The organism is Rhizobium sp. AN68, assembly GCF_030758035.1.
GTDB lineage: Bacteria > Pseudomonadota > Alphaproteobacteria > Rhizobiales > Rhizobiaceae > Agrobacterium > Agrobacterium tumefaciens.
The window spans coordinates 1,704,231-1,721,997 of sequence record NZ_JARWMI010000003.1; the positions used below are offsets into that span (position 1 = coordinate 1,704,231).

Below are 17,767 nucleotides of genomic sequence, written 5' to 3' on the forward strand. Positions count from 1 at the left end.
TGCGACCTTCACTTAGCGATACCACACCAGCGCATTTTTTACGCTTCCCGGGTGGAAATCGCGCCGCGACATGTTATTTAGGGACAAAGTCAAAGCAGCGGCCTTGAACCGCATGTGAAAGGAATAGGCCTATGAGCGGCATTCACGATATGATCGACAGCGAAGTGAAGAGCAACGACATCGTTCTTTTCATGAAGGGCACCCCGCAATTTCCGCAATGCGGTTTTTCCGGTCAGGTCGTACAGATCCTCGATTATCTCGGCGTCGACTACAAGGGCGTCAATGTGCTCGCCGATGCCGACATCCGTCAGGGCATCAAGGATTATTCCAACTGGCCGACCATCCCGCAGCTCTACGTCAAGGGCGAATTCGTCGGCGGCTGTGACATCGTAAGAGAGATGTTCCAGTCCGGTGAACTTCAAAATCACTTCCAAGAACAGGGTATCAGCGTCCGCGGCGCGGCCTGATTTCGGCCGGTTCATCCGGCCCACCCTGATTGTCAGAAAACTTATGCCAGGCGTTGCTTCATGCAACGCCTTTGCCGTTCTTTTTGGGGCAATCCTGTGACAGAACTTTCACAATCCACCACTTCGCGCGCCGTTTCGATGGGGCGCACGGAATTCATCGCGCTTGCCGCGATGCTGATGGCGCTGAATGCGCTTGCCATCGACATCATGCTTCCCGGCCTTCAGGAAATCGGCGCGTCACTTGGCGTCGTGAATGAAAACCACCGTCAATACGTCATTTCCAGCTATCTTCTAGGCTTCGGCATTGCCCAGCTTCTGTACGGACCGATCTCGGACCGTTTCGGGCGCCGCAAGCCGATGCTCGTCGGGCTGGCAATCTACATCGTTTCGGCTATTGCCGTCGTCTTCGTACCGTCATTCACTGGCCTGCTGGTTCTGCGCTTCATTCAGGGCATCGGCTCTGCGGCGACGCGCGTCATCACCATTTCGATCGTGCGCGACATCTATGGCGGCCGTCAGATGGCGGAAGTCATGTCGCTGATCATGATGGTATTCATGGTCGTTCCGGTCATCGCACCCGGCACTGGCCAGATCGTGCTGTTTTTCGGTGACTGGCACCTTATCTTCGCCTTCATGGCCGGAATTGCCGCCGTCGTGACCGCCTGGATGTATTTCCGCCTGCCGGAAACCCTGCATGCCGATGACGTCAGGCCTTTCACGGTTCGTTCGATCCTCGGTGGCTTCAAGATCGTGCTCACCAACCGTATTGCGCTCTGTTACACGCTCTCCAGCACATTCATCTTCGGTGCGCTGTTCGGCTTCATCAATTCCGCCGAACAGGTCTATAAGGGCATCTACGGGCTGGGCGCATGGTTTGCGGCCGCTTTTGCGGGCGTCGCCCTGTTCATGGCCTTCTCGTCCTTCATCAATGCAAGGCTTGTCGGCAGGTTTGGCATGCGCAAGCTGTCGCACGGGTCGCTGCTCGGCTTCATCGCCATCACCTTCGTGTGGCTGGTGGTACAGATGGTCGGGCCGGAACCGATGCCCTTTGCGATCTTCATCGTGTTCTTCGCGCTTGCCATGTTCCAGTTCGGCTGGATCGGCTCGAACTTCAACTCGCTCGCCATGGAGCCGCTCGGCCATGTCGCCGGCACGGCCTCGTCCGTCATTGGCTTTATGGGAACCGTCGGCGGTTCGCTGATCGGTGCCGTTATCGGTCAGGCTTTCGATGGCACGGCGCTGCCAATGGTAGCCGGCTTCTTCGCCGTCTCCATTATCGGCCTCGTCTTCGTGCTGATCGGAGAAAAGGGCGTGCTGTTTCAGGCCCACAACAAGCCGACGCACTAAGGGCGGACAGACAAATAAAAAGGGCGCGGAACTCGGTTCCGCGCCCTTTTTTGTTGATCAAAGCCGAACTTCACTCAAACCGTGAAAATCTTCTCGCGCAGCAATTCCCATGTCTCCTGATCAGGCGCAAGCAGCAGGCCACCTTCAAGGTGGCGCGGCAGGTAAGGCGAGCCGTCGAAACGGGCGGCGTAGGCGCCCGCTTCCTGCGAAAGCAGGGTGCCAGCGAGATGATCCCAGGGCATCAGCTTGTTGTACATCAGGAAATGCATGTGGCCGCCGCAGAACACGCGGTATTCATGCGCAGCACAACGGTAGCTGGTGAAGAGCCGCACATCCGCGAGGTTCATGAGAATCTTGCGACGGGTCTCCACGTCAAAATAACCGGTGTTGGCGATGCCGACCATCTGCGACAGTGCCGGTGCCGGCACGACGGACATCTGCGTCTGCGAGCCATCGGCGGCACAAAGCCATGCGCCGGAACCCTTTTCGGCAATCGCCCAGTCATTGCCCATCGGATCGAAAATGAGACCGGCAACGGTCTCGCCCTTGGAGATGACGCTCATCATCACGCCAAACAGCGGCAGGCCCGACGCGAAGTTGTAGGTGCCGTCGATCGGATCGACGACCACGGCAAGATCCGCATCCGCAAGCTTGCCAAGCAGCGAGGCATCCGCCGCAACGGCCTCTTCACCGATGAACAGCGCCTGCGGCACGATTTCCTGCACGCGGGCGCGGATCAGCCGCTCAGCAGCCTCGTCAGCCTCGGTTACGAGGTCTATCGCCTCGCTCTTTATCCTGACGTCGCCCTCACCCAGATTACGGAACCTCGGCAGGATTTCCACTGCCGCCGCCTCCTGAAGCGCATTGGCGAGAGAGGCGATGTCGAGTTCGATAGCCATGGGCGATATCCTTCTATTTAAGCATCAATATTATAAGGCCACGATTTCCCGGCGCAGCATCTTCCAGCTTTCCTTGTCGGGTGCCGACAGGATGCCGCCTGTCGTCTGTCCTGGCCGGTAGGGCGTATTGTCGAAACGGGCCGTGTAGCCGCCCGCTTCCTGATGAATGAGAACGCCGGCGAGATGATCCCAGGGCATCAGCTTTTCGTGGCCGATGAAGTGCAGCTTGCCAGTCGAGGCAAGCCAATATTCATGAGCCGAGCAATTGATTGAAAGCGCCATCTTGATCTTGGCCATATTGGCGGCGATCACCGGGCGGCGATCTTCATGGCTGTGACCCCAGGAAAATATGCCGACCATTTCAGACAATGGCAGGGGATCGGCAACCTTGAGCCTTGCCTGTGAGCCGTCCTTGCGGTGGAGATAAGCGCCCTCGCCTTTGAGAGCAAGGATGGTATCACCCATGACAGGATCGTGGATGATGCCTGCGACCGTCTCACCCTTGACGGTGACGGCGAGCAGCGTGCCGAAAGCTGGAAAACCGGAGGCATAGTTGAAAGTGCCGTCGATTGGATCGATCACGAAGGCAAATGGTGCATCGGCAAGGGCAGGAATAACGGATTGATCCGCGTCATAGGCCTCTTCGCCGACAATATGGGCCTTCGGAAACCGTTGCAGAAGAGCGGCGGTTATCGCCTTTTCCGTCAGAATATCCGCCTCGGTGACGAGATCGACGGCAGAGGTCTTTTCGGAAATCGCGCCTGCGTCGAGATTGCGGAAGCGGGGCATGATTTCCTGGCGGCCGGCAGCGGCAACGGTGGAAATCAGAAAGTCGATATCTTTATCGGAAAGGGTCATCGCTAAGGGCACTTCTTCATAAGGGAGGGCTGGCCTCCGTACGCTCTTCAGGTGACGCCCCGGTGACAGAAAGCGCCGAGAAATCAAAAAGCTTCGGGTCGAGCAGATGCGATGGATTGACATGGGCAAGCGCCCGCAGCATCACGTCCTTGCGGCCCGGCATACGCCTTTCGATGTCAGCCAGCATCTCCTTCATGGCATTGCGCTGAAGCCCGTCCTGCGAGCCGCAGAGGTCACAGGGAATGATCGGGAATTCCATCGCCGCCGCGAATTTCGCCATATCCTCTTCGGCGCAATAGGCAAGCGGACGCAGCACCATCAGGTCGCCCTCGTCGTTCATCAGCTTTGCCGGCATGCCAGCCAGACGGCCGCCATGGAAGAAGTTCATGAAGAAGGTCTCGAGAATATCCTCGCGGTGATGGCCGAGCACGAGCGCGTCGCAGCCCTCTTCCCGCGCAATACGGTAGAGATTGCCGCGCCGCAGCCGCGAACAGAGCGAACAATAGGTGCCACCCGCCGGCACCTTTTCCTTCACAACGGAATAAGTGTCGCGATATTCGATGCGATGTGCGACGCCGATCTTCGCCAGATATTCCGGCAGGACGTGCTTGGGGAAATTCGGCTGGCCCTGATCCAGATTGCAGGCAATGAGTTCCACGGGCAAAAGGCCGCGCCACTTCAAATCAAGCAGCAGCGCCAGAAGGCCGTAGCTGTCCTTGCCGCCGGAAAGGCCTACCAGCCAGCGCTTCTGGCCGTTCAGCATGCCAAAATCCCCGAAGGCCTGACGTACATTGCGCAACAGCCGCTTGCGCAGCTTGTTGAAGGAGACGGAACGGGGCGCCGCGTCGAACAGCGGATGCGAAGCGCCATTTTCTCCGGCCAGGTCCTGATCGGCCTCGACCTCATCTGCGATGCTGGTGACAATGTTCATGATTAGCCCGCTCTGGCGTTCAGCCATTTTCAATGCAGGAAATGCCCGCATCCGCCCGCAATATCAAGCCCCGAATACCGACCAGCCGGTTTTCGTCGCCAGCATTTCCAGCGCATGCGACCCAAGCGCCGAATTGCCGACCTTGTTCAGACCCGGCGACCAGACCGCAATCGACGCCTTGCCCGGCGCCACTGCCATGATGCCGCCGCCCACGCCGCTCTTGCCCGGCAGGCCGACATGATAGGCGAAATCGCCCGATCCGTCATAATGGCCGCACGTCAACATCAGCGCATTGATGCGCCGCGCGCGTCGGTCTGACACAACCGTATGACCACTCAGCGGATTGCGGCCGCGATTGGCAAGGAAAAGACCGGCCCGTGAAAGCTGCGCGCAGGTCATGGACAGCGCGCACTGATGAAAATAGACGCCCAGCGTATATTCAACAGGGTGATGCAGATTGCCGAAGGACCGCATGAAATTGGCAAGCGCGAAATTGCGGAAACCCGTCGCCTGCTCGGATTTCGCCACGGTGTCATCAATGCTGATCGTGTCATCATCAGCGAGATAACGGACGAAACGCAGAAGCTCGCCAATCGCCTCGCGCGGCTGGTGGCCGGAAAGAACGATATCCGTCACCACGATGGCACCGGCATTGACGAAGGGATTGCGCGGAATGCCGTGCTCATGCTCCAGCTGGACGATGGAGTTGAAGGACGACCCCGACGGCTCACGCCCCACCCGGTTCCACACCGTCTCGCCCGCCTTACCGAGCGCCAGCGTCAGCATGAAGACCTTGGAGATGCTCTGGATCGAAAACGGCGTGAGCGCATTGCCGCCCGTATAGGTGGTTCCGTCGACAGTGGTGATGGCGATACCGAACTGGTTCGGATCGACCTTGGCGAGTTCCGGAATGTAATCCGCAACCTTGCCCTCGCCCAGGCGCGGCACCATGCTGTCGTAAATGGAATCGACGATCGCCTGAATGTCCTGCATGCAAAGCCTTCCCCAGCAAACAAAAAAGCCGCCCCGAGGGGCGGCTTTCTCAATACTGAAACGCGCCGATTAACGCGAGTAGAATTCGACGACCAGATGCGGTTCCATGACGACCGGGTACGGAACGTCAGACAGAGCCGGGATGCGAGCATAGGTCGCAACCATCTTGTTGTGATCGACTTCGATGTAATCAGGAACGTCGCGTTCTGCGAGCTGAACAGCTTCGAGAACGGTCACCAGCTGCTTGGACTTCTGGCGAACTTCGATAACGTCGCCCGGCTTGCAACGGTAAGAACCGATGTTGACGCGAACGCCGTTAACCGTGACGTGGCCATGGTTGATGAACTGACGCGATGCGAAAACGGTCGGAACGAACTTGGCGCGGTAGACGATGGCGTCCAGACGCGACTCGAGCAGGCCGATCAGGTTCTCGGAGGTATCGCCCTTGCGACGGTTTGCTTCGTCGTAGGTGGCGCGGAACTGCTTTTCGCGCAGTTCGCCGTAGTAGCCCTTGAGCTTCTGCTTGGCGCGCAGCTGCGTGCCGAAGTCGCTCATCTTGCCCTTGCGGCGCTGGCCGTGCTGGCCCGGGCCGTATTCGCGGCGGTTTACCGGGGACTTCGGACGGCCCCAGATGTTTTCGCCCATACGGCGGTCAATTTTATACTTAGCCGATTCGCGCTTGCTCATCGTATTTCCTTCTCAATAGGTTATGCCGGTTTGTTGCCAAACCGGTTTGAGGAAACACGCCCTCCTCTGAAGCCCGTTTCAGGACCTCTGACAGGTTTCTCACATGCGAATGGAGAGACCACGGGACATGTCGGTGATGTTGACCGCCGAACGTCAGCTTATAAACTGCAAGGCAGTCAACGAAACACACCGGACATGACTGCCCGGCGTTGGGGCGGCTTCTAAACACGTTTTACAAATTTGTCAAACAAAGCCCGCCGCTTTTTTCTCGAACCACCCCTTGAAAAGCTGGAAGGCCCACCCACTTCTAAGCCGTAATCAGGACTCGGGCCCCTCTGGCGTGTTACCGGACAACACGCGATGTCGAGTCTCTTGAAGGTTGGGGCCCACGTTTATTCCTGATACGCGTCCCCATCCGCAAAGCCAACCTCGTCCGGCTAAAGGTTGACTGATGGAGTTCCTCCTCAACGATTTTCTCGGTACCCCCACATGGATGTGGGCGGTCTTCATTTCTCTCGTCCTTGGCCTCTTGGCGCTCGATCTCGGCGTGCTGCACAAGAATTCCAAGGAAATCGGCATCCGTGAAAGCTTGCTGATGTCCGGCTTTTATATCGCCATCGGCTTGGCCTTCGGCGGATGGATCTGGTACCAGTCCGGTGAACAGTCAGCGATGGAATATGTCACCGGCTTCGTGGTCGAAAAAAGCCTCGCCATGGACAATATCTTCATCATCGCGATGATCTTCTCCTATTTCGCCATTCCCCGCCAATATCAGCACCGCGTGCTGCTATGGGGCATCCTCGGCGTGATCGTTCTGCGCGGCATCATGATTGCCGGCGGCGCCGCCATTGTCGAAAACTTCCACTGGGTGCTTTATCTCTTTGCGGCCTTCCTCGTCTTCACGGGCCTCAAGATGCTGTTTTCATCCGACCATGACGAGAACGACATCGGCAATAACCGCATCCTGAAATTCCTGCGTAGCCGCCTTCCGGTAACGGAGAAGCTGCATGGCGAGAAATTCTTCGTCAAGGAGACCGATGCTGCCACAGGCAAGCTTAAGACCTTTGTGACGCCGCTGTTTCTGGCGCTCATCATGGTCGAAATCGCCGACCTTATCTTCGCGGTCGATTCGATCCCGGCGATCTTCGCGATCACCACCGATCCGTTTATCGTCTATACCTCTAACATCTTCGCGATCCTCGGCCTGCGCGCCCTCTATTTCGCACTTGCCGCCCTGATCCACCGCTTTGCCTATCTGAAATACGCGCTGGCTGCGGTTCTGGTCTTCGTCGGCTCGAAGATTTTCGTCGCGGATATGCTCGGCATCGCCAAGATCCCGCCCGCCGTCTCGCTCGGCGTCACCGTCGCCATCCTCGCAACCGGCATCATCGGTTCGCTGATTGCGACGCGCAAGGAAACAAAGGCTATCGAGTAATGATGAGCAAGGAGGAGGCGATTACGCCTCCTCTTTCTTTTTTGATGATGAAATATATAATCTGTATTATTGTTAGCTAGACCGAAATCTATTTTCTCAATATTAAAACAAACGTCCAATTCATCGCAAAAATGACTTTTGAAACCGCTGATCAGGCAATCTCAGAAAAGAAACTTTGGCGAGCGAAGGAAATCCTTCAGGGCAGGCTCAGCCATCCCGACGTCGATCTGGCACTCTTTCAAAAATACGGTGAAGTGCTGCTTGAGATGAACGATCTCATTGAAGCGGGACGGATGTTGTTCTGCTCAGGCGCACGCGACGAGCGTTTCAGGGAAGCGATCACTATATTCCTGTCAAGAAGCAACAGGCGTGAACCGCAACGCTTTCTGGCGCAATTGCCTTCTTCTATTAGACGACAACGGCATCTTGCTGATTTTATCGCTTCGCCGGAATTCGAACGTGACGGATGGACAGCGACCCAGCTCTCCCGGCTCGCTCCCTTGCAAACACATGTCAGCACCCGCCCCTATCAACGGCCGCATCGATTGACCTCGGCACTGTTTATAGCCGTTATTGTTTGCGTACTGGCTCTGAGCCTCAGTGGTCTCTACACGACGATCAGTTTCGCAGTGCGGACTTTGACTGAATAGCGATTACTCCGCCGCCAGCCTCGCATCATCATCAGCCGCATCCGCATCGCCAGGTGCGGTCTTCGCGTCGAGATCGGGGAACGCCACGATGCGCTTGCCGGAGAAATCGGCGTGTACCACCACAAGCTCCTTCTCCTCGAAATAACCGAGAAGACGGCGCGCACGGCGGGCGGAATGGGTACCGTAAGCGCGGGCAATACGGGCGTCGGATGGGCAAGGCTCCTCATTGAGCGCCGCCTTGACCAACAGCAGGAAAACCCCCTGCAGATCGTCGGAGACCGACATCGACAATTCCAGCGCTTTCTCCCAGCCTTCGCTGGCCGCCATTGCCGCATCCACGCCGGAGCGGGCAATCGCCACCTGCCGGCGGAAATCCGCCAGCGTCATCGGCGTGCCGGGAATACGACGCATGCGGGCGCGCACCAGAAAATCCTGGTACAGCACGGCGTCCGTGCGATAGGCCGATTGCGGATCGTCGAGAATTTCGACCAGCACCGCCGCGATCTTCTCTTCGCGCTCCTCCGGCGTCAGCTCCGGCTGACCTGCACGCGGCGACTGCTCCGGTGAAGGACCGGCGGCGGCGGGGGTGGAGCGGGAGAGTTCAGCGAGAATATCGGTTGTCGGGCGCGGCGCCGGCGGCGTGCGGCGCGTGGCGGGTCGCGTGAACTCTTCCGGGTCCGGCGTGAAGATCAGATCCTCCACATCCTGCGGTGCATCCGGCAGCGGCATAAGCTTCGGCGAGGAAGACCGCGCCGAGGTTTCCACCGCACCGATGACGATGGGCAACGGGCGGCGCGACAGCGCCGGTCCAAGCGCCACGAAATTGCCGCGCTGCAGATCGCGGAACATTTCCGCCTGCCGCCGGTCCATGCCGAGCAGATCGGCAGCGCGCGCCATATCGATATCGAGAAAGGTGCGGCCCATCAGGAAGTTCGAGGCTTCAGCCGCTACGTTCTTGGCAAGCTTGGCAAGGCGCTGCGTGGCGATAACGCCCGCAAGCCCGCGTTTACGCCCACGGCACATGAGATTGGTCATGGCGCCCAGCGACGCCTTGCGCGCATCCTCGGTCACCTCGCCGCCGACGGAGGGCGCAAACATCTGCGCCTCATCAACAACGACAAGCACGGGATACCAGAATTCGCGATCCGCATCGAACAGACCGTTGAGGAAAGCGGCAGCGGCCCGCATCTGCTGTTCGATATCAAGACCTTCAAGCGTCAGCACGCAGGAAACGCGGTGCTGGCGGATGCGGTTGGCAATGCCCGCAAGCTCGGCTTCCGTGCGCTCTCCATCCACCACCACATGGCCGAACTTGTCGGACAGCGTGACGAAATCACCCTCGGGATCGATAATGACCTGCTGCACCCATTGCGCCGATTGCTCCAGGAGCCGGCGCAGAAGGTGTGACTTGCCGGACCCGGAATTGCCCTGCACCAGCAAACGCGTTGCAAGCAATTCCTCAATATCGAGCTTCGCCTGCTGCCCGCCCGATAGGGTTCCCATGTCGATGCCGACCTGCAATGTTCCGTTCCTCGTGCTGCATGTCATCCGGCCGATTCCCGTAACGGCGGCCGAACATGCTCTTTACCAAAAAATCACCGATTGCGTCTGCCCCGTGCCGATAATGCACAGGCAATTGCGCCACATCTATGCGGCCCCGGACGAGACGCGCGAAAATGATAGCCGCCTGCCGAACACATTCAGCATCAGCCCGATGATGACCAATGCGGCACCAACCACTTCGAAGACGGTAATATGCTCCGCAAAAGCGAGATAGGCGCTGACGAAACCGACAATCGGCACCAGCAGCGAAAACGGTGCCACCGTTCCGGCAGGATAACGCAGAAGCAGGTAACTCCAGATACCCGCGCCGACGATGGTCGCACCATAGGCCATGTAGATCACCACGAGAGCCATCGTAGGCGTCGCATTGCGCAGCCCTTCCGCAATCGCATCAGGTCCCTCCACCACCAGCGAAAGCAGCACCAACGGCAGAACGGGTACAAGGCTCGTCCATGCGACAAAGGAGACCGCATTCACCTGGCCGATGCGGCGATTGACGATGTTGCCGCAGGCCCAGGCAATGGCCGAGCCGACGCCCATCAGCAGCGGTATCAACGCTGCAGCCGTCATGCGCTCCACGCCGATGACCGCCAGCCCGCCAAAGGCAACGATTGCGCCGACGATCTGTGACGGCAACGGCCGCTCGCCGAGAAACACCACGGCCAGCGCCAGCGTGAAGAAGGCCTGCGACTGCATGACGAGCGAAGCAAGCCCAGCCGGCAGGCCGAGCTTGATGGCCGGGTAAAGCAGGCCGAATTGCACGAAACCCATCGCCATGCCGTAAACGATCATACGCCGCCACGGCACATTGGGTTTGGGCAGGAAGAACACCAACGGCACGGCTGCAAACAGATAGCGCACCCCCGTCAGAAACAGAGGCGGCATGTCGGCGACGCCGATCTTGATGGCAACGAAGTTGAAGCCCCACAAAAACACGGTGATCAGGGCAAGAAGAATATGCGGCAACGCCATTTTGTTATGTCCGAATTTCAGGCGATCGACGGGCGTTTTACGCCGAAACCGCCCTCTTCCAGCCAAATGTAATGAGACCGGCGCCGATCAGGAGACCGCCGCCCGTGCGGTTGACGATGCGCTGAACCTTGGGTTTGCGGATCGTATTGCGGGCGGCACTTGCCAGAAGTCCATAAAGGGCCGCATTGCAGCTGGCAAGCACAAGGAATGTCGCTTCGAAAATCAGCACCTGCGGCCAGAAAGGCAGCGTCGGCACCAGAAACTGCGGCAGGAAGGCGACGAAGAAGACAATGCTCTTGGGGTTCAGCGCCGTGACGACATAGGCATGCAGGACGATTTTGAGCGGCCTTTCACGGCCGGTCACGCCCGTCCCTTCGGCACCTTCTCCGCCGACCGGCGAACGCCACAGCTTGATGCCGAGATAGATGAGGTAAGCCGCGCCGATCCATTTCAGGCCGGTAAAAAGGGCCGCCGATGTGGCAAGCAGCGCGCCGAGCCCCAGCATGGAGGCCGTCATCGCAGTGAAATCACCAAGCGCCACACCCATCACCGTCGCGGTGCTCGCCTTACGGCCATGCCCCAGAGCATAAGAAATCACCAGCAGGATCGTCGGCCCCGGAACGGCAAGCATGACGGCGGATGCGGCCACGAAGGCCAGCCAGTTCTCCAGTGGCATGATGCAATCTCCCCGGTTCGGTCTTTGGAGCAAGACACCAAAAGCGCCCGGTATCAAGCCAAATTTTCGGAGACTATGCCGCTTTGTCATCCAGCGGACGAAGGGGCTGCTGCTGCCGCTTCATCGCCTGTGCAAGATCGTAATTTGACGGCATGGCAAGCCATGCCGCGCCGCGCTGCCCCCTGCCCGCTCCAGCCGCAGGGCAAGATCAGGGGTAACGCCCGCCCGGACGTTCAGGAGGATAGTGCAACGCGCTATATGCCAGGCCTTTCCGCAGCTTCCGTTACGGAAAACTGAAGTGCGGCGATGAACTCCTCGCGGACGCGCCGTGGGTGGATGCCGGGTCAAGTCCGGCATGACGGAGGCGCGCATTTCGAACATCATTAGAAGTGTGAAACGGACAACGGAGCCTCCCCGGCATTTTCTCGCCGGAGAGACTGTCGCCATCAAAACCGCGGCGCCCAGTAAGGAGGGGCCCACTCCCGCCGTTTTTTGCGGTCGGACGGCTCCAGGCCGATATCGTCCAGAAGACGCTCCGGCAGATCGGAAAGATCGGTCGGCGGCGGGCGCGGCACCATTGCCGCGACGAGAACCGCTTTCAGGGTTTTCCAGACGCCGAATGTGACGAACAGGCGGTCGACCGCATCCGGCAGCGCATATGCTACCAATGGTTGATTTTTCTGCATGGGGAATCCGTCCCGGCGCGGCGAAGCAGCCAGGTCCTTTATCGATGATAAAACGACATGCGGGAACGGCGGGCGCAACACGCGGTAGCGCGGACGCACAATTCAGCTGTCAGACGAAGTGAAGATGCCAAACGGCAGGGAAATCAGGCAGGAAGCCTTATCGGAGGTCGATGCCTCGGGACATGTAACCGCCGATGACCATGCCGGAAAAGCCAGACATGCCGGTAAGGCGCATATTCATATAGTCAGTCATTCCACGCCTCCTTTTTATAGCGGTTACAGACAAGATGCATCTTACACGAGATGCCGGACGCGACAAGAGGTCGCAATCTCGAATTGCAAAAGTCCGGCAGAATAGATGCAAAAATGCAACAAGCCGTTCAGCTCAGCGAGACGCTGAGGCCAAAACCCTGCATCAGCCGCCGTGTGGCGAAATCCGGCTTGCCGGAAGTGAAGACGGCGAAATCGAAACCATCTGGATGCTCCGCATCCTGCGGCAGCGGAACCAGGTGGCGCGCGCGACGGGCAATCGCTTCCGCCGGATCGAGCCAGTCCACCGGCCATGGCGCCAGCCGGCGAAACACATTGGCCATGAAGGGATAATGAGTGCAGGCGAGAACAACGATATCGGTGCGCTTGCCGTCGCTATCGATGAAGCAGGGCTCGATTTCCGCCAGCACGGCTTCATCGGAGATCGGTTCGCCCCTGATCCAGATTTCGGCCATACGCGCCAGATTTTCCGACCCCACGAGGCGAACATGGCATTGCGTGGCGAATGACTGGATGAGATCGCGCGTATAGGCGCGCTTGACGGTGCCGGGTGTTGCCAGCACGGAAACGAGACCGGAACGGGTGCGTTCGGCCGCAGGCTTGATAGCTGGAACGGTGCCGACGAAAGTCATATCAGGGAAGCGCGCCCGAAGATCGGCGCCTGCCAGTGTGAAGGCGGTGTTGCAGGCAATGATGCAGACTTCAGGGCTATAGTCTTCAAGCAGCTTTTCGAAGAGCGAAAGAATGCGCGCTTTCAGCGCCTCCTCTTCCCAGCCGCCATAGGGGAAACCGGCGTCGTCGGCCACATAGATGAAACCGCGCTCGGGCATCAGCACGCGCGCCTCGCGCAGTACCGTCAGCCCGCCAATGCCGGAATCGAATACCAGCACCGGTTTGAGAACATCGGCCAGAGCCTCAGTCGTCTTCAGCATTCTCCCCAGCCCTCTCCGACAATGGTCCCTCCGCCGTTCCAGCCCGGCCTGCCTGCTTAGGCCACTGCCGGGGAAAACGATCGAGTGACCTGATCACGCCACGGAAAACACTGATTTCCTGCTCGGAAAAGCCGCGTCTCGACAGCACCGCACGCAGATTGTCCACCATTTTCGGCTTTTTTTCGGGCGGATGAAAATATCCGCGCGCATCGAGCGCCTCCTCGATGTGTTCGAACAGGCCGAAGACCTGTTCCTTGGTCGAGGGCCGCTGCTCGATGGGCTGGAAAAGCGTCTCGTCCAGATCGTCCATGCCGGATTTCATCCACTCATAGGACATCAAAAGAACGGCCTGCGCGATGTTGAGCGAGGCGAAGGCGGGGTTGACCGGAAATGTCACGATCTCATCGGCCAGCGCCACTTCTTCATTGGTAAGGCCCCAGCGCTCACGCCCGAACAGGATGCCGGTTCTTTCACCCGCCTTGAACTTCGCGCGCAGCGTGCCGGCTGCGGTGACGGGGGCACGAACCGGTTTGAAACCGTAACGCTCCCGCGCGGTCGTGGCGTAGACGAAATTGAGATCCTTGATCGCCTCTTCCAGCGTCTCGAACACCTTAGTCCCGTCGATAACATGATCGGCCTTGGAAGCGGCGGCGCGCGCCTTCTCGTTCGGCCAGCCGTCACGCGGCTTGACGAGACGAAGTTCGGCAAGACCGAAATTGGCCATTGCCCGTGCCACCATGCCGATATTTTCGCCGAGCTGCGGTTCGACCAGAATGATCGCCGGGCCTTCCGCCACAAGTTCAAGCTCGCTGTTTGTGCCTGCCATCGTCGTTTTCCAGTTTCTGAAGCGCCGCATCGATTTTCAGGCCGATGCGTTTTATGGTTTTCGCGCATTTCCAGACTGAAAACCGGTCGCCGCTTTTCCTGAAAATGCTCTAAAGCGCGCTTCACTGGCACAGATCGGCGCCAAAATCAAAGCCGGGGCAGGCAGAACGCCCTGTTATTCGCCCTTGATGATCGCCGCCATCTCTGCGCGCAGCGAATCCCTGCCCTCGTCTCCAACCCGGTGAATGTCGCTGATGACAGGCTGGCCGTTTTCCTCGATGACATCGAAATGCACCTCGTCGACCGTTGCCTTCATCTCTGCCTCATCCATGCAGGCCCAGAGCTTGAACTTCGCCGTCACGTCAGTCACGCCGTCCTTCACCTCACCGGGCGTTACCGAAACATCCACCAGCGGACAGCCATCCTGCGAGTTGGTCACCACATCGTAGCCGAAGGGATCGCCGGTCTCGCCGCTTTCCGCCTCGTAAGCCGGCTTCTTGGAAGCTTCGCGGTATTGGGCAACGAAGTCCTTGCTGAACAGGCTGGTCAGCATGTCCTCGTCGAAGATATATTTCCAGTTTTCCGCATCGCCGGACCAGTTCTTGACGGTAATGTCCATCACCTTCTGGACGGGATCGGCAGGGCCGGCCGCAAGGGCGCTGTGGGAAAAGAGGACGGCGGCAGTCAGAAGCAGAATATTCCGCATGATGTGATCCCGGAGGTAGGCCCGACGCGCGGGCGAAGCGATTCGCCTGACTGTATTCCGGCAATATGGTTTGGCAATGCGCAAAGCGTTATTGCACCGCGCCAAAAAAGCGCCCCCCATGGCTTTGCCTCAGGCGCGCGCGATGCTATAGCCGCACCGGATATTTTTCCGAATACCGGCGTCACCAGGCGCCACAGCTTCGAAGGTGAGGAATTCATGGCAAAGATCAAGGTAGCCAATCCAGTCGTCGATCTCGACGGCGACGAAATGACCCGTATCATCTGGCAGCTCATCAAGGACAAGCTGATCCTGCCATACCTCGATCTCGACATCGAATATTATGACCTCTCGGTCGAAAACCGCGATGCTACCAACGACCAGGTAACCGTCGATGCGGCACACGCCATCAAGAAGCACGGCGTCGGCATCAAGTGCGCGACGATCACGCCGGATGAGCAGCGCGTCGAGGAATTCGGCCTGAAGCAGATGTGGAAGAGCCCGAACGGCACGATCCGCAACATTCTGGGCGGCGTCATCTTCCGCGAGCCGATCATCTGCAAGAACGTTCCCCGCCTCGTTCCCGGCTGGACGAAGCCGATCGTCGTCGGCCGCCACGCCTTCGGCGACCAGTACAAGGCAACCGATTTCAAGTTCCCCGGCAAGGGCAAGCTGACGATCAAGTTCGTCGGCGAAGACGGTCAGGTCATTGAAAAGGACGTCTTCGACGCTCCGAGCGCTGGCGTTGCACTCGCAATGTACAACCTTGACGAATCCATCCGCGAATTCGCCCGCGCATCCATGATGTACGGCCTGATGCGCAAGTGGCCGGTTTACCTGTCCACCAAGAACACCATCCTGAAGGCCTATGACGGCCGCTTCAAGGACATCTTCGAAGAAGTCTACCAGACCGAGTTCAAGGCGAAGTTCGATGAAATCGGCATCATCTATGAACACCGCCTGATCGACGACATGGTCGCCTCCGCTCTGAAGTGGTCCGGCGGTTACGTCTGGGCCTGCAAGAACTACGATGGCGACGTTCAGTCTGATACGGTTGCCCAGGGCTTCGGTTCGCTCGGCCTGATGACCTCCGTTCTCCTGTCGCCGGACGGCCGCACGGTTGAAGCTGAAGCGGCACACGGCACGGTCACGCGCCACTACCGCCAGCACCAGAAGGGTCAGGAAACTTCGACCAACTCGATCGCTTCGATCTTCGCCTGGACCCGTGGCCTCGCCCACCGCGCCAAGCTGGACGACAATGCAGAACTCGCAAAGTTCGCAGCAACGCTCGAAACCGTCTGCGTCGACACCGTCGAAAGCGGCTTCATGACCAAGGACCTCGCGCTCCTCATCGGTCCGGACCAGCCCTGGCTCTCCACCACCGCCTTCCTCGACAAGATCGATGAAAACCTCAAGACGGCGATGGCGGCTTAAAAGAACAGCGCACTGCCCGTTTGAAATATCGACAAAAGGAAACCCGGCCGCAACGCCGGGTTTCTTTTTTTGTTCACAGTATCTTGCTTAGATGTTGCACTAGGCGCAGACTTCGATTCCACAGCGTGCCGCAGTCAGAAAAATAAAAATATATAGCTGAAACAGCATAAAACGACACATAACTTGTCCGGCACTGTCAAAAATTCATGTGGTTACCAGCGCGATCCTTCGGGAAAACCGATAATGCTGTGGACTATAAAAACGCACCGTGTCAGCGCGAACTGCGCGCGGGTTTTCAATGATGCTTTTGCAATTTTGCTTGGGGAGGCAAAGCAATGAGTGAATTGATCTTCTACACCAATCCCATGTCGCGCGGACGCATTGCGCGATGGATGCTCGAGGAAGTGGGCGTTCCCTACAAGACAGAGATACTGGGCTTCTCGACGTCGATGAAATCGCCGGCCTATCGGCTGATCAACCCGATGGCCAAGGTGCCCGCCATCAAACACGGCGACACCATTGTCACCGAAGCGGCAGCGATCTGCGCCTATCTGGCGGATGCCTTTCCGGGCGCCAACCTTGCGCCGACGCCGAAAGCGCGCGGACTTTATTACCGCTGGATGTTTTTTGCTGCCGGTCCGTTGGAAATGACAACCAGCATGAAGGCGATGGGTTTCGAGGTGCCGCAGGAAAAGCTGCGTATGGCTGGCTGCGGCAGCTATGCGGATGCGATCAACACGCTCGAACGTGCCGTCAGCGAAAACCGCTTCATTGCCGGCGATCACTTCACTGCGGCGGATGTCTATGTAGGTGCCCATGTCGGCTGGGGCCTGCAGTTCGGCACAATCGAAAAACGTCCGGCCTTCACGGACTATATGGCGCATCTGACCGACCGCCCCGCCTTCAAGCGGGCCACCCAGCTTGATGAAGCGGCAGCGAAGGATATGCAGGCGGCGGGTTGAGGAAACTCACAGGCATTTCGCCTGAAAGCGGAGCACGAGCGCTTACAAGAGTCACAAAACGGATTTTGGAACCGGGCTTATTCGTTGGGCTGGGCGAGTGGTTCGCCGATCTCGATTGCATGCCCGTCCGGATCATAAAAACGGAACACTCTCTGTCCCCATGCCTGCCGCTCAACGGGATGGATCAACTCCACATGCGGCGCAATGTTCCGAAATGCCGCATCGACATCCTCATGTTCGAAATAGAGCAGCAGATTCCGTCTGCCGTAAGGTTTGTCCGTGTCCGGCGATGTCCGCCAGACCGTCTGTTCGAGCGAACACCCCTCATGGATTGCAAAGCCGCTTTCAAAGAGGACAAAATTTCCGAAATCGTCCAAAACCTTCAGGCCGAGCCTGTCACGATAAAACTCCCTGGAGCGGTTGATATCGCACACGAAAGGGATGGGATTTACAAAGCGCATCACGTTCCTTTCGGAT

General features: G+C 58.4%; 19 protein-coding genes. 6 read left to right on the forward strand and 13 right to left on the reverse strand.

Annotation, left to right across the window (positions count from 1 at the left end):
- The first annotated feature begins 131 nt into the window (after positions 1-131).
- A complete protein-coding gene (gene grxD / locus RBH71_RS21390) occupies positions 132-467 on the forward strand; it encodes a Grx4 family monothiol glutaredoxin (protein ID WP_003516034.1) in 336 nt (111 codons plus the stop codon).
- A 138-nt stretch (positions 468-605) separates the two neighbouring features.
- The gene (locus RBH71_RS21395; protein ID WP_026331057.1) at positions 606-1,814 is read left to right on the forward strand and encodes a multidrug effflux MFS transporter; all 1,209 of its coding nucleotides are present in this window, start codon (positions 606-608) and stop codon (positions 1,812-1,814) included.
- Positions 1,815-1,888: 74 nt separating this feature from the next.
- Here the strand turns inward: RBH71_RS21395 and RBH71_RS21400 are convergent, their stop codons facing one another.
- From RBH71_RS21400 to rpsD, 5 genes are all read right to left on the reverse strand, one after another.
- Positions 1,889-2,713 (reverse strand): inositol monophosphatase family protein, encoded by an 825-nt coding sequence (locus tag RBH71_RS21400; protein ID WP_323571885.1) that lies wholly within the window; start codon positions 2,711-2,713, stop codon positions 1,889-1,891.
- A 30-nt stretch (positions 2,714-2,743) separates the two neighbouring features.
- Positions 2,744-3,571: an inositol monophosphatase family protein gene (locus RBH71_RS21405; RefSeq protein ID WP_003516037.1), complete on the reverse strand. Its 828-nt coding sequence runs from the start codon at positions 3,569-3,571 to the stop codon at positions 2,744-2,746.
- 16 nt (positions 3,572-3,587) lie between these two features.
- Positions 3,588-4,502 carry a tRNA 2-thiocytidine(32) synthetase TtcA gene (gene ttcA / locus RBH71_RS21410; protein ID WP_003516038.1) on the reverse strand — a complete coding sequence of 305 codons (915 nt, stop codon included), beginning with the start codon at positions 4,500-4,502 and terminating at the stop codon, positions 3,588-3,590.
- A gap of 63 nt (positions 4,503-4,565) precedes the next feature.
- The gene (locus tag RBH71_RS21415) at positions 4,566-5,495 is read right to left on the reverse strand and encodes a glutaminase (protein WP_003516039.1); all 930 of its coding nucleotides are present in this window, start codon (positions 5,493-5,495) and stop codon (positions 4,566-4,568) included.
- 69 nt (positions 5,496-5,564) lie between these two features.
- Positions 5,565-6,182: a 30S ribosomal protein S4 gene (rpsD, locus tag RBH71_RS21420; protein ID WP_003516040.1), complete on the reverse strand. Its 618-nt coding sequence runs from the start codon at positions 6,180-6,182 to the stop codon at positions 5,565-5,567.
- Positions 6,183-6,633: 451 nt separating this feature from the next.
- Here rpsD and RBH71_RS21425 point away from each other — a divergent pair, with 451 nt between their 5' ends.
- Entirely contained in the window at positions 6,634-7,617 is a 984-nt protein-coding gene (locus tag RBH71_RS21425) for a TerC family protein (protein ID WP_003516041.1), read from the forward strand.
- A 131-nt stretch (positions 7,618-7,748) separates the two neighbouring features.
- On the forward strand, positions 7,749-8,267 hold the full coding sequence (locus RBH71_RS21430; protein ID WP_003516042.1) for a hypothetical protein: 519 nt from the start codon (positions 7,749-7,751) through the stop codon (positions 8,265-8,267).
- A gap of 3 nt (positions 8,268-8,270) precedes the next feature.
- On the opposite strand, the gene RBH71_RS21435 is transcribed toward RBH71_RS21430, so the two are convergent.
- From RBH71_RS21435 to RBH71_RS21465, 7 genes are all read right to left on the reverse strand, one after another.
- Positions 8,271-9,788 carry an ATP-binding protein gene (locus tag RBH71_RS21435; protein ID WP_003516043.1) on the reverse strand — a complete coding sequence of 506 codons (1,518 nt, stop codon included), beginning with the start codon at positions 9,786-9,788 and terminating at the stop codon, positions 8,271-8,273.
- A gap of 126 nt (positions 9,789-9,914) precedes the next feature.
- Entirely contained in the window at positions 9,915-10,802 is an 888-nt protein-coding gene (locus tag RBH71_RS21440) for an O-acetylserine/cysteine exporter (protein ID WP_003516044.1), read from the reverse strand.
- A 37-nt stretch (positions 10,803-10,839) separates the two neighbouring features.
- Positions 10,840-11,478, reverse strand: coding sequence for a LysE family translocator (locus tag RBH71_RS21445; protein ID WP_003516045.1), 639 nt, complete (start codon positions 11,476-11,478; stop codon positions 10,840-10,842).
- Between the two features lie 446 nt (positions 11,479-11,924).
- Positions 11,925-12,164, reverse strand: a complete 240-nt coding sequence (locus RBH71_RS21450; protein WP_035252161.1) for a DUF1127 domain-containing protein — start codon at positions 12,162-12,164, stop codon at positions 11,925-11,927.
- A 380-nt stretch (positions 12,165-12,544) separates the two neighbouring features.
- Positions 12,545-13,366, reverse strand: coding sequence for a glutamate racemase (gene murI, locus RBH71_RS21455; RefSeq protein ID WP_003516048.1), 822 nt, complete (start codon positions 13,364-13,366; stop codon positions 12,545-12,547).
- On the reverse strand, positions 13,350-14,192 hold the full coding sequence (locus RBH71_RS21460) for an RNA methyltransferase (RefSeq protein WP_003516049.1): 843 nt from the start codon (positions 14,190-14,192) through the stop codon (positions 13,350-13,352). Before RBH71_RS21460 ends, murI begins: the two co-directional genes overlap by 17 nt.
- 174 nt (positions 14,193-14,366) lie before the next feature.
- Entirely contained in the window at positions 14,367-14,897 is a 531-nt protein-coding gene (locus RBH71_RS21465) for a hypothetical protein (RefSeq protein WP_003516050.1), read from the reverse strand.
- Between the two features lie 216 nt (positions 14,898-15,113).
- On the opposite strand from RBH71_RS21465, the gene RBH71_RS21470 reads away from it, so the two are divergent.
- A complete protein-coding gene (locus tag RBH71_RS21470; RefSeq protein ID WP_003516051.1) occupies positions 15,114-16,328 on the forward strand; it encodes an NADP-dependent isocitrate dehydrogenase in 1,215 nt (404 codons plus the stop codon).
- Positions 16,329-16,663: 335 nt separating this feature from the next.
- Positions 16,664-17,290, forward strand: a complete 627-nt coding sequence (locus tag RBH71_RS21475) for a glutathione S-transferase family protein (RefSeq protein WP_003516054.1) — start codon at positions 16,664-16,666, stop codon at positions 17,288-17,290.
- A 77-nt stretch (positions 17,291-17,367) separates the two neighbouring features.
- Here RBH71_RS21475 and RBH71_RS21480 read toward each other — a convergent pair whose 3' ends face one another.
- The gene (locus tag RBH71_RS21480) at positions 17,368-17,751 is read right to left on the reverse strand and encodes a VOC family protein (protein WP_003516056.1); all 384 of its coding nucleotides are present in this window, start codon (positions 17,749-17,751) and stop codon (positions 17,368-17,370) included.
- Positions 17,752-17,767: the final 16 nt, after the last annotated feature.

Bases quoted from the DNA above. Each gene is read 5' to 3' on its own strand.
- grxD (WP_003516034.1), top strand. From the start codon at position 132: ATGAGCGGCATTCACGATATGATCGACAGCGAAGTGAAGAGCAACGAC.
- RBH71_RS21395 (WP_026331057.1), top strand. From the start codon at position 606: ATGGGGCGCACGGAATTCATCGCGCTTGCCGCGATGCTGATGGCGCTG.
- RBH71_RS21400 (WP_323571885.1), bottom strand. From the start codon at position 2,713: ATGGCTATCGAACTCGACATCGCCTCTCTCGCCAATGCGCTTCAGGAG.
- RBH71_RS21405 (WP_003516037.1), bottom strand. From the start codon at position 3,571: ATGACCCTTTCCGATAAAGATATCGACTTTCTGATTTCCACCGTTGCC.
- ttcA (WP_003516038.1), bottom strand. From the start codon at position 4,502: ATGAACATTGTCACCAGCATCGCAGATGAGGTCGAGGCCGATCAGGAC.
- RBH71_RS21415 (WP_003516039.1), bottom strand. From the start codon at position 5,495: ATGCAGGACATTCAGGCGATCGTCGATTCCATTTACGACAGCATGGTG.
- rpsD (WP_003516040.1), bottom strand. From the start codon at position 6,182: ATGAGCAAGCGCGAATCGGCTAAGTATAAAATTGACCGCCGTATGGGC.
- RBH71_RS21425 (WP_003516041.1), top strand. From the start codon at position 6,634: ATGGAGTTCCTCCTCAACGATTTTCTCGGTACCCCCACATGGATGTGG.
- RBH71_RS21430 (WP_003516042.1), top strand. From the start codon at position 7,749: ATGACTTTTGAAACCGCTGATCAGGCAATCTCAGAAAAGAAACTTTGG.
- RBH71_RS21440 (WP_003516044.1), bottom strand. From the start codon at position 10,802: ATGGCGTTGCCGCATATTCTTCTTGCCCTGATCACCGTGTTTTTGTGG.
- RBH71_RS21445 (WP_003516045.1), bottom strand. From the start codon at position 11,478: ATGCCACTGGAGAACTGGCTGGCCTTCGTGGCCGCATCCGCCGTCATG.
- RBH71_RS21450 (WP_035252161.1), bottom strand. From the start codon at position 12,164: ATGCAGAAAAATCAACCATTGGTAGCATATGCGCTGCCGGATGCGGTC.
- murI (WP_003516048.1), bottom strand. From the start codon at position 13,366: ATGCTGAAGACGACTGAGGCTCTGGCCGATGTTCTCAAACCGGTGCTG.
- RBH71_RS21460 (WP_003516049.1), bottom strand. From the start codon at position 14,192: ATGGCAGGCACAAACAGCGAGCTTGAACTTGTGGCGGAAGGCCCGGCG.
- RBH71_RS21465 (WP_003516050.1), bottom strand. From the start codon at position 14,897: ATGCGGAATATTCTGCTTCTGACTGCCGCCGTCCTCTTTTCCCACAGC.
- RBH71_RS21470 (WP_003516051.1), top strand. From the start codon at position 15,114: ATGGCAAAGATCAAGGTAGCCAATCCAGTCGTCGATCTCGACGGCGAC.
- RBH71_RS21475 (WP_003516054.1), top strand. From the start codon at position 16,664: ATGAGTGAATTGATCTTCTACACCAATCCCATGTCGCGCGGACGCATT.
- RBH71_RS21480 (WP_003516056.1), bottom strand. From the start codon at position 17,751: ATGCGCTTTGTAAATCCCATCCCTTTCGTGTGCGATATCAACCGCTCC.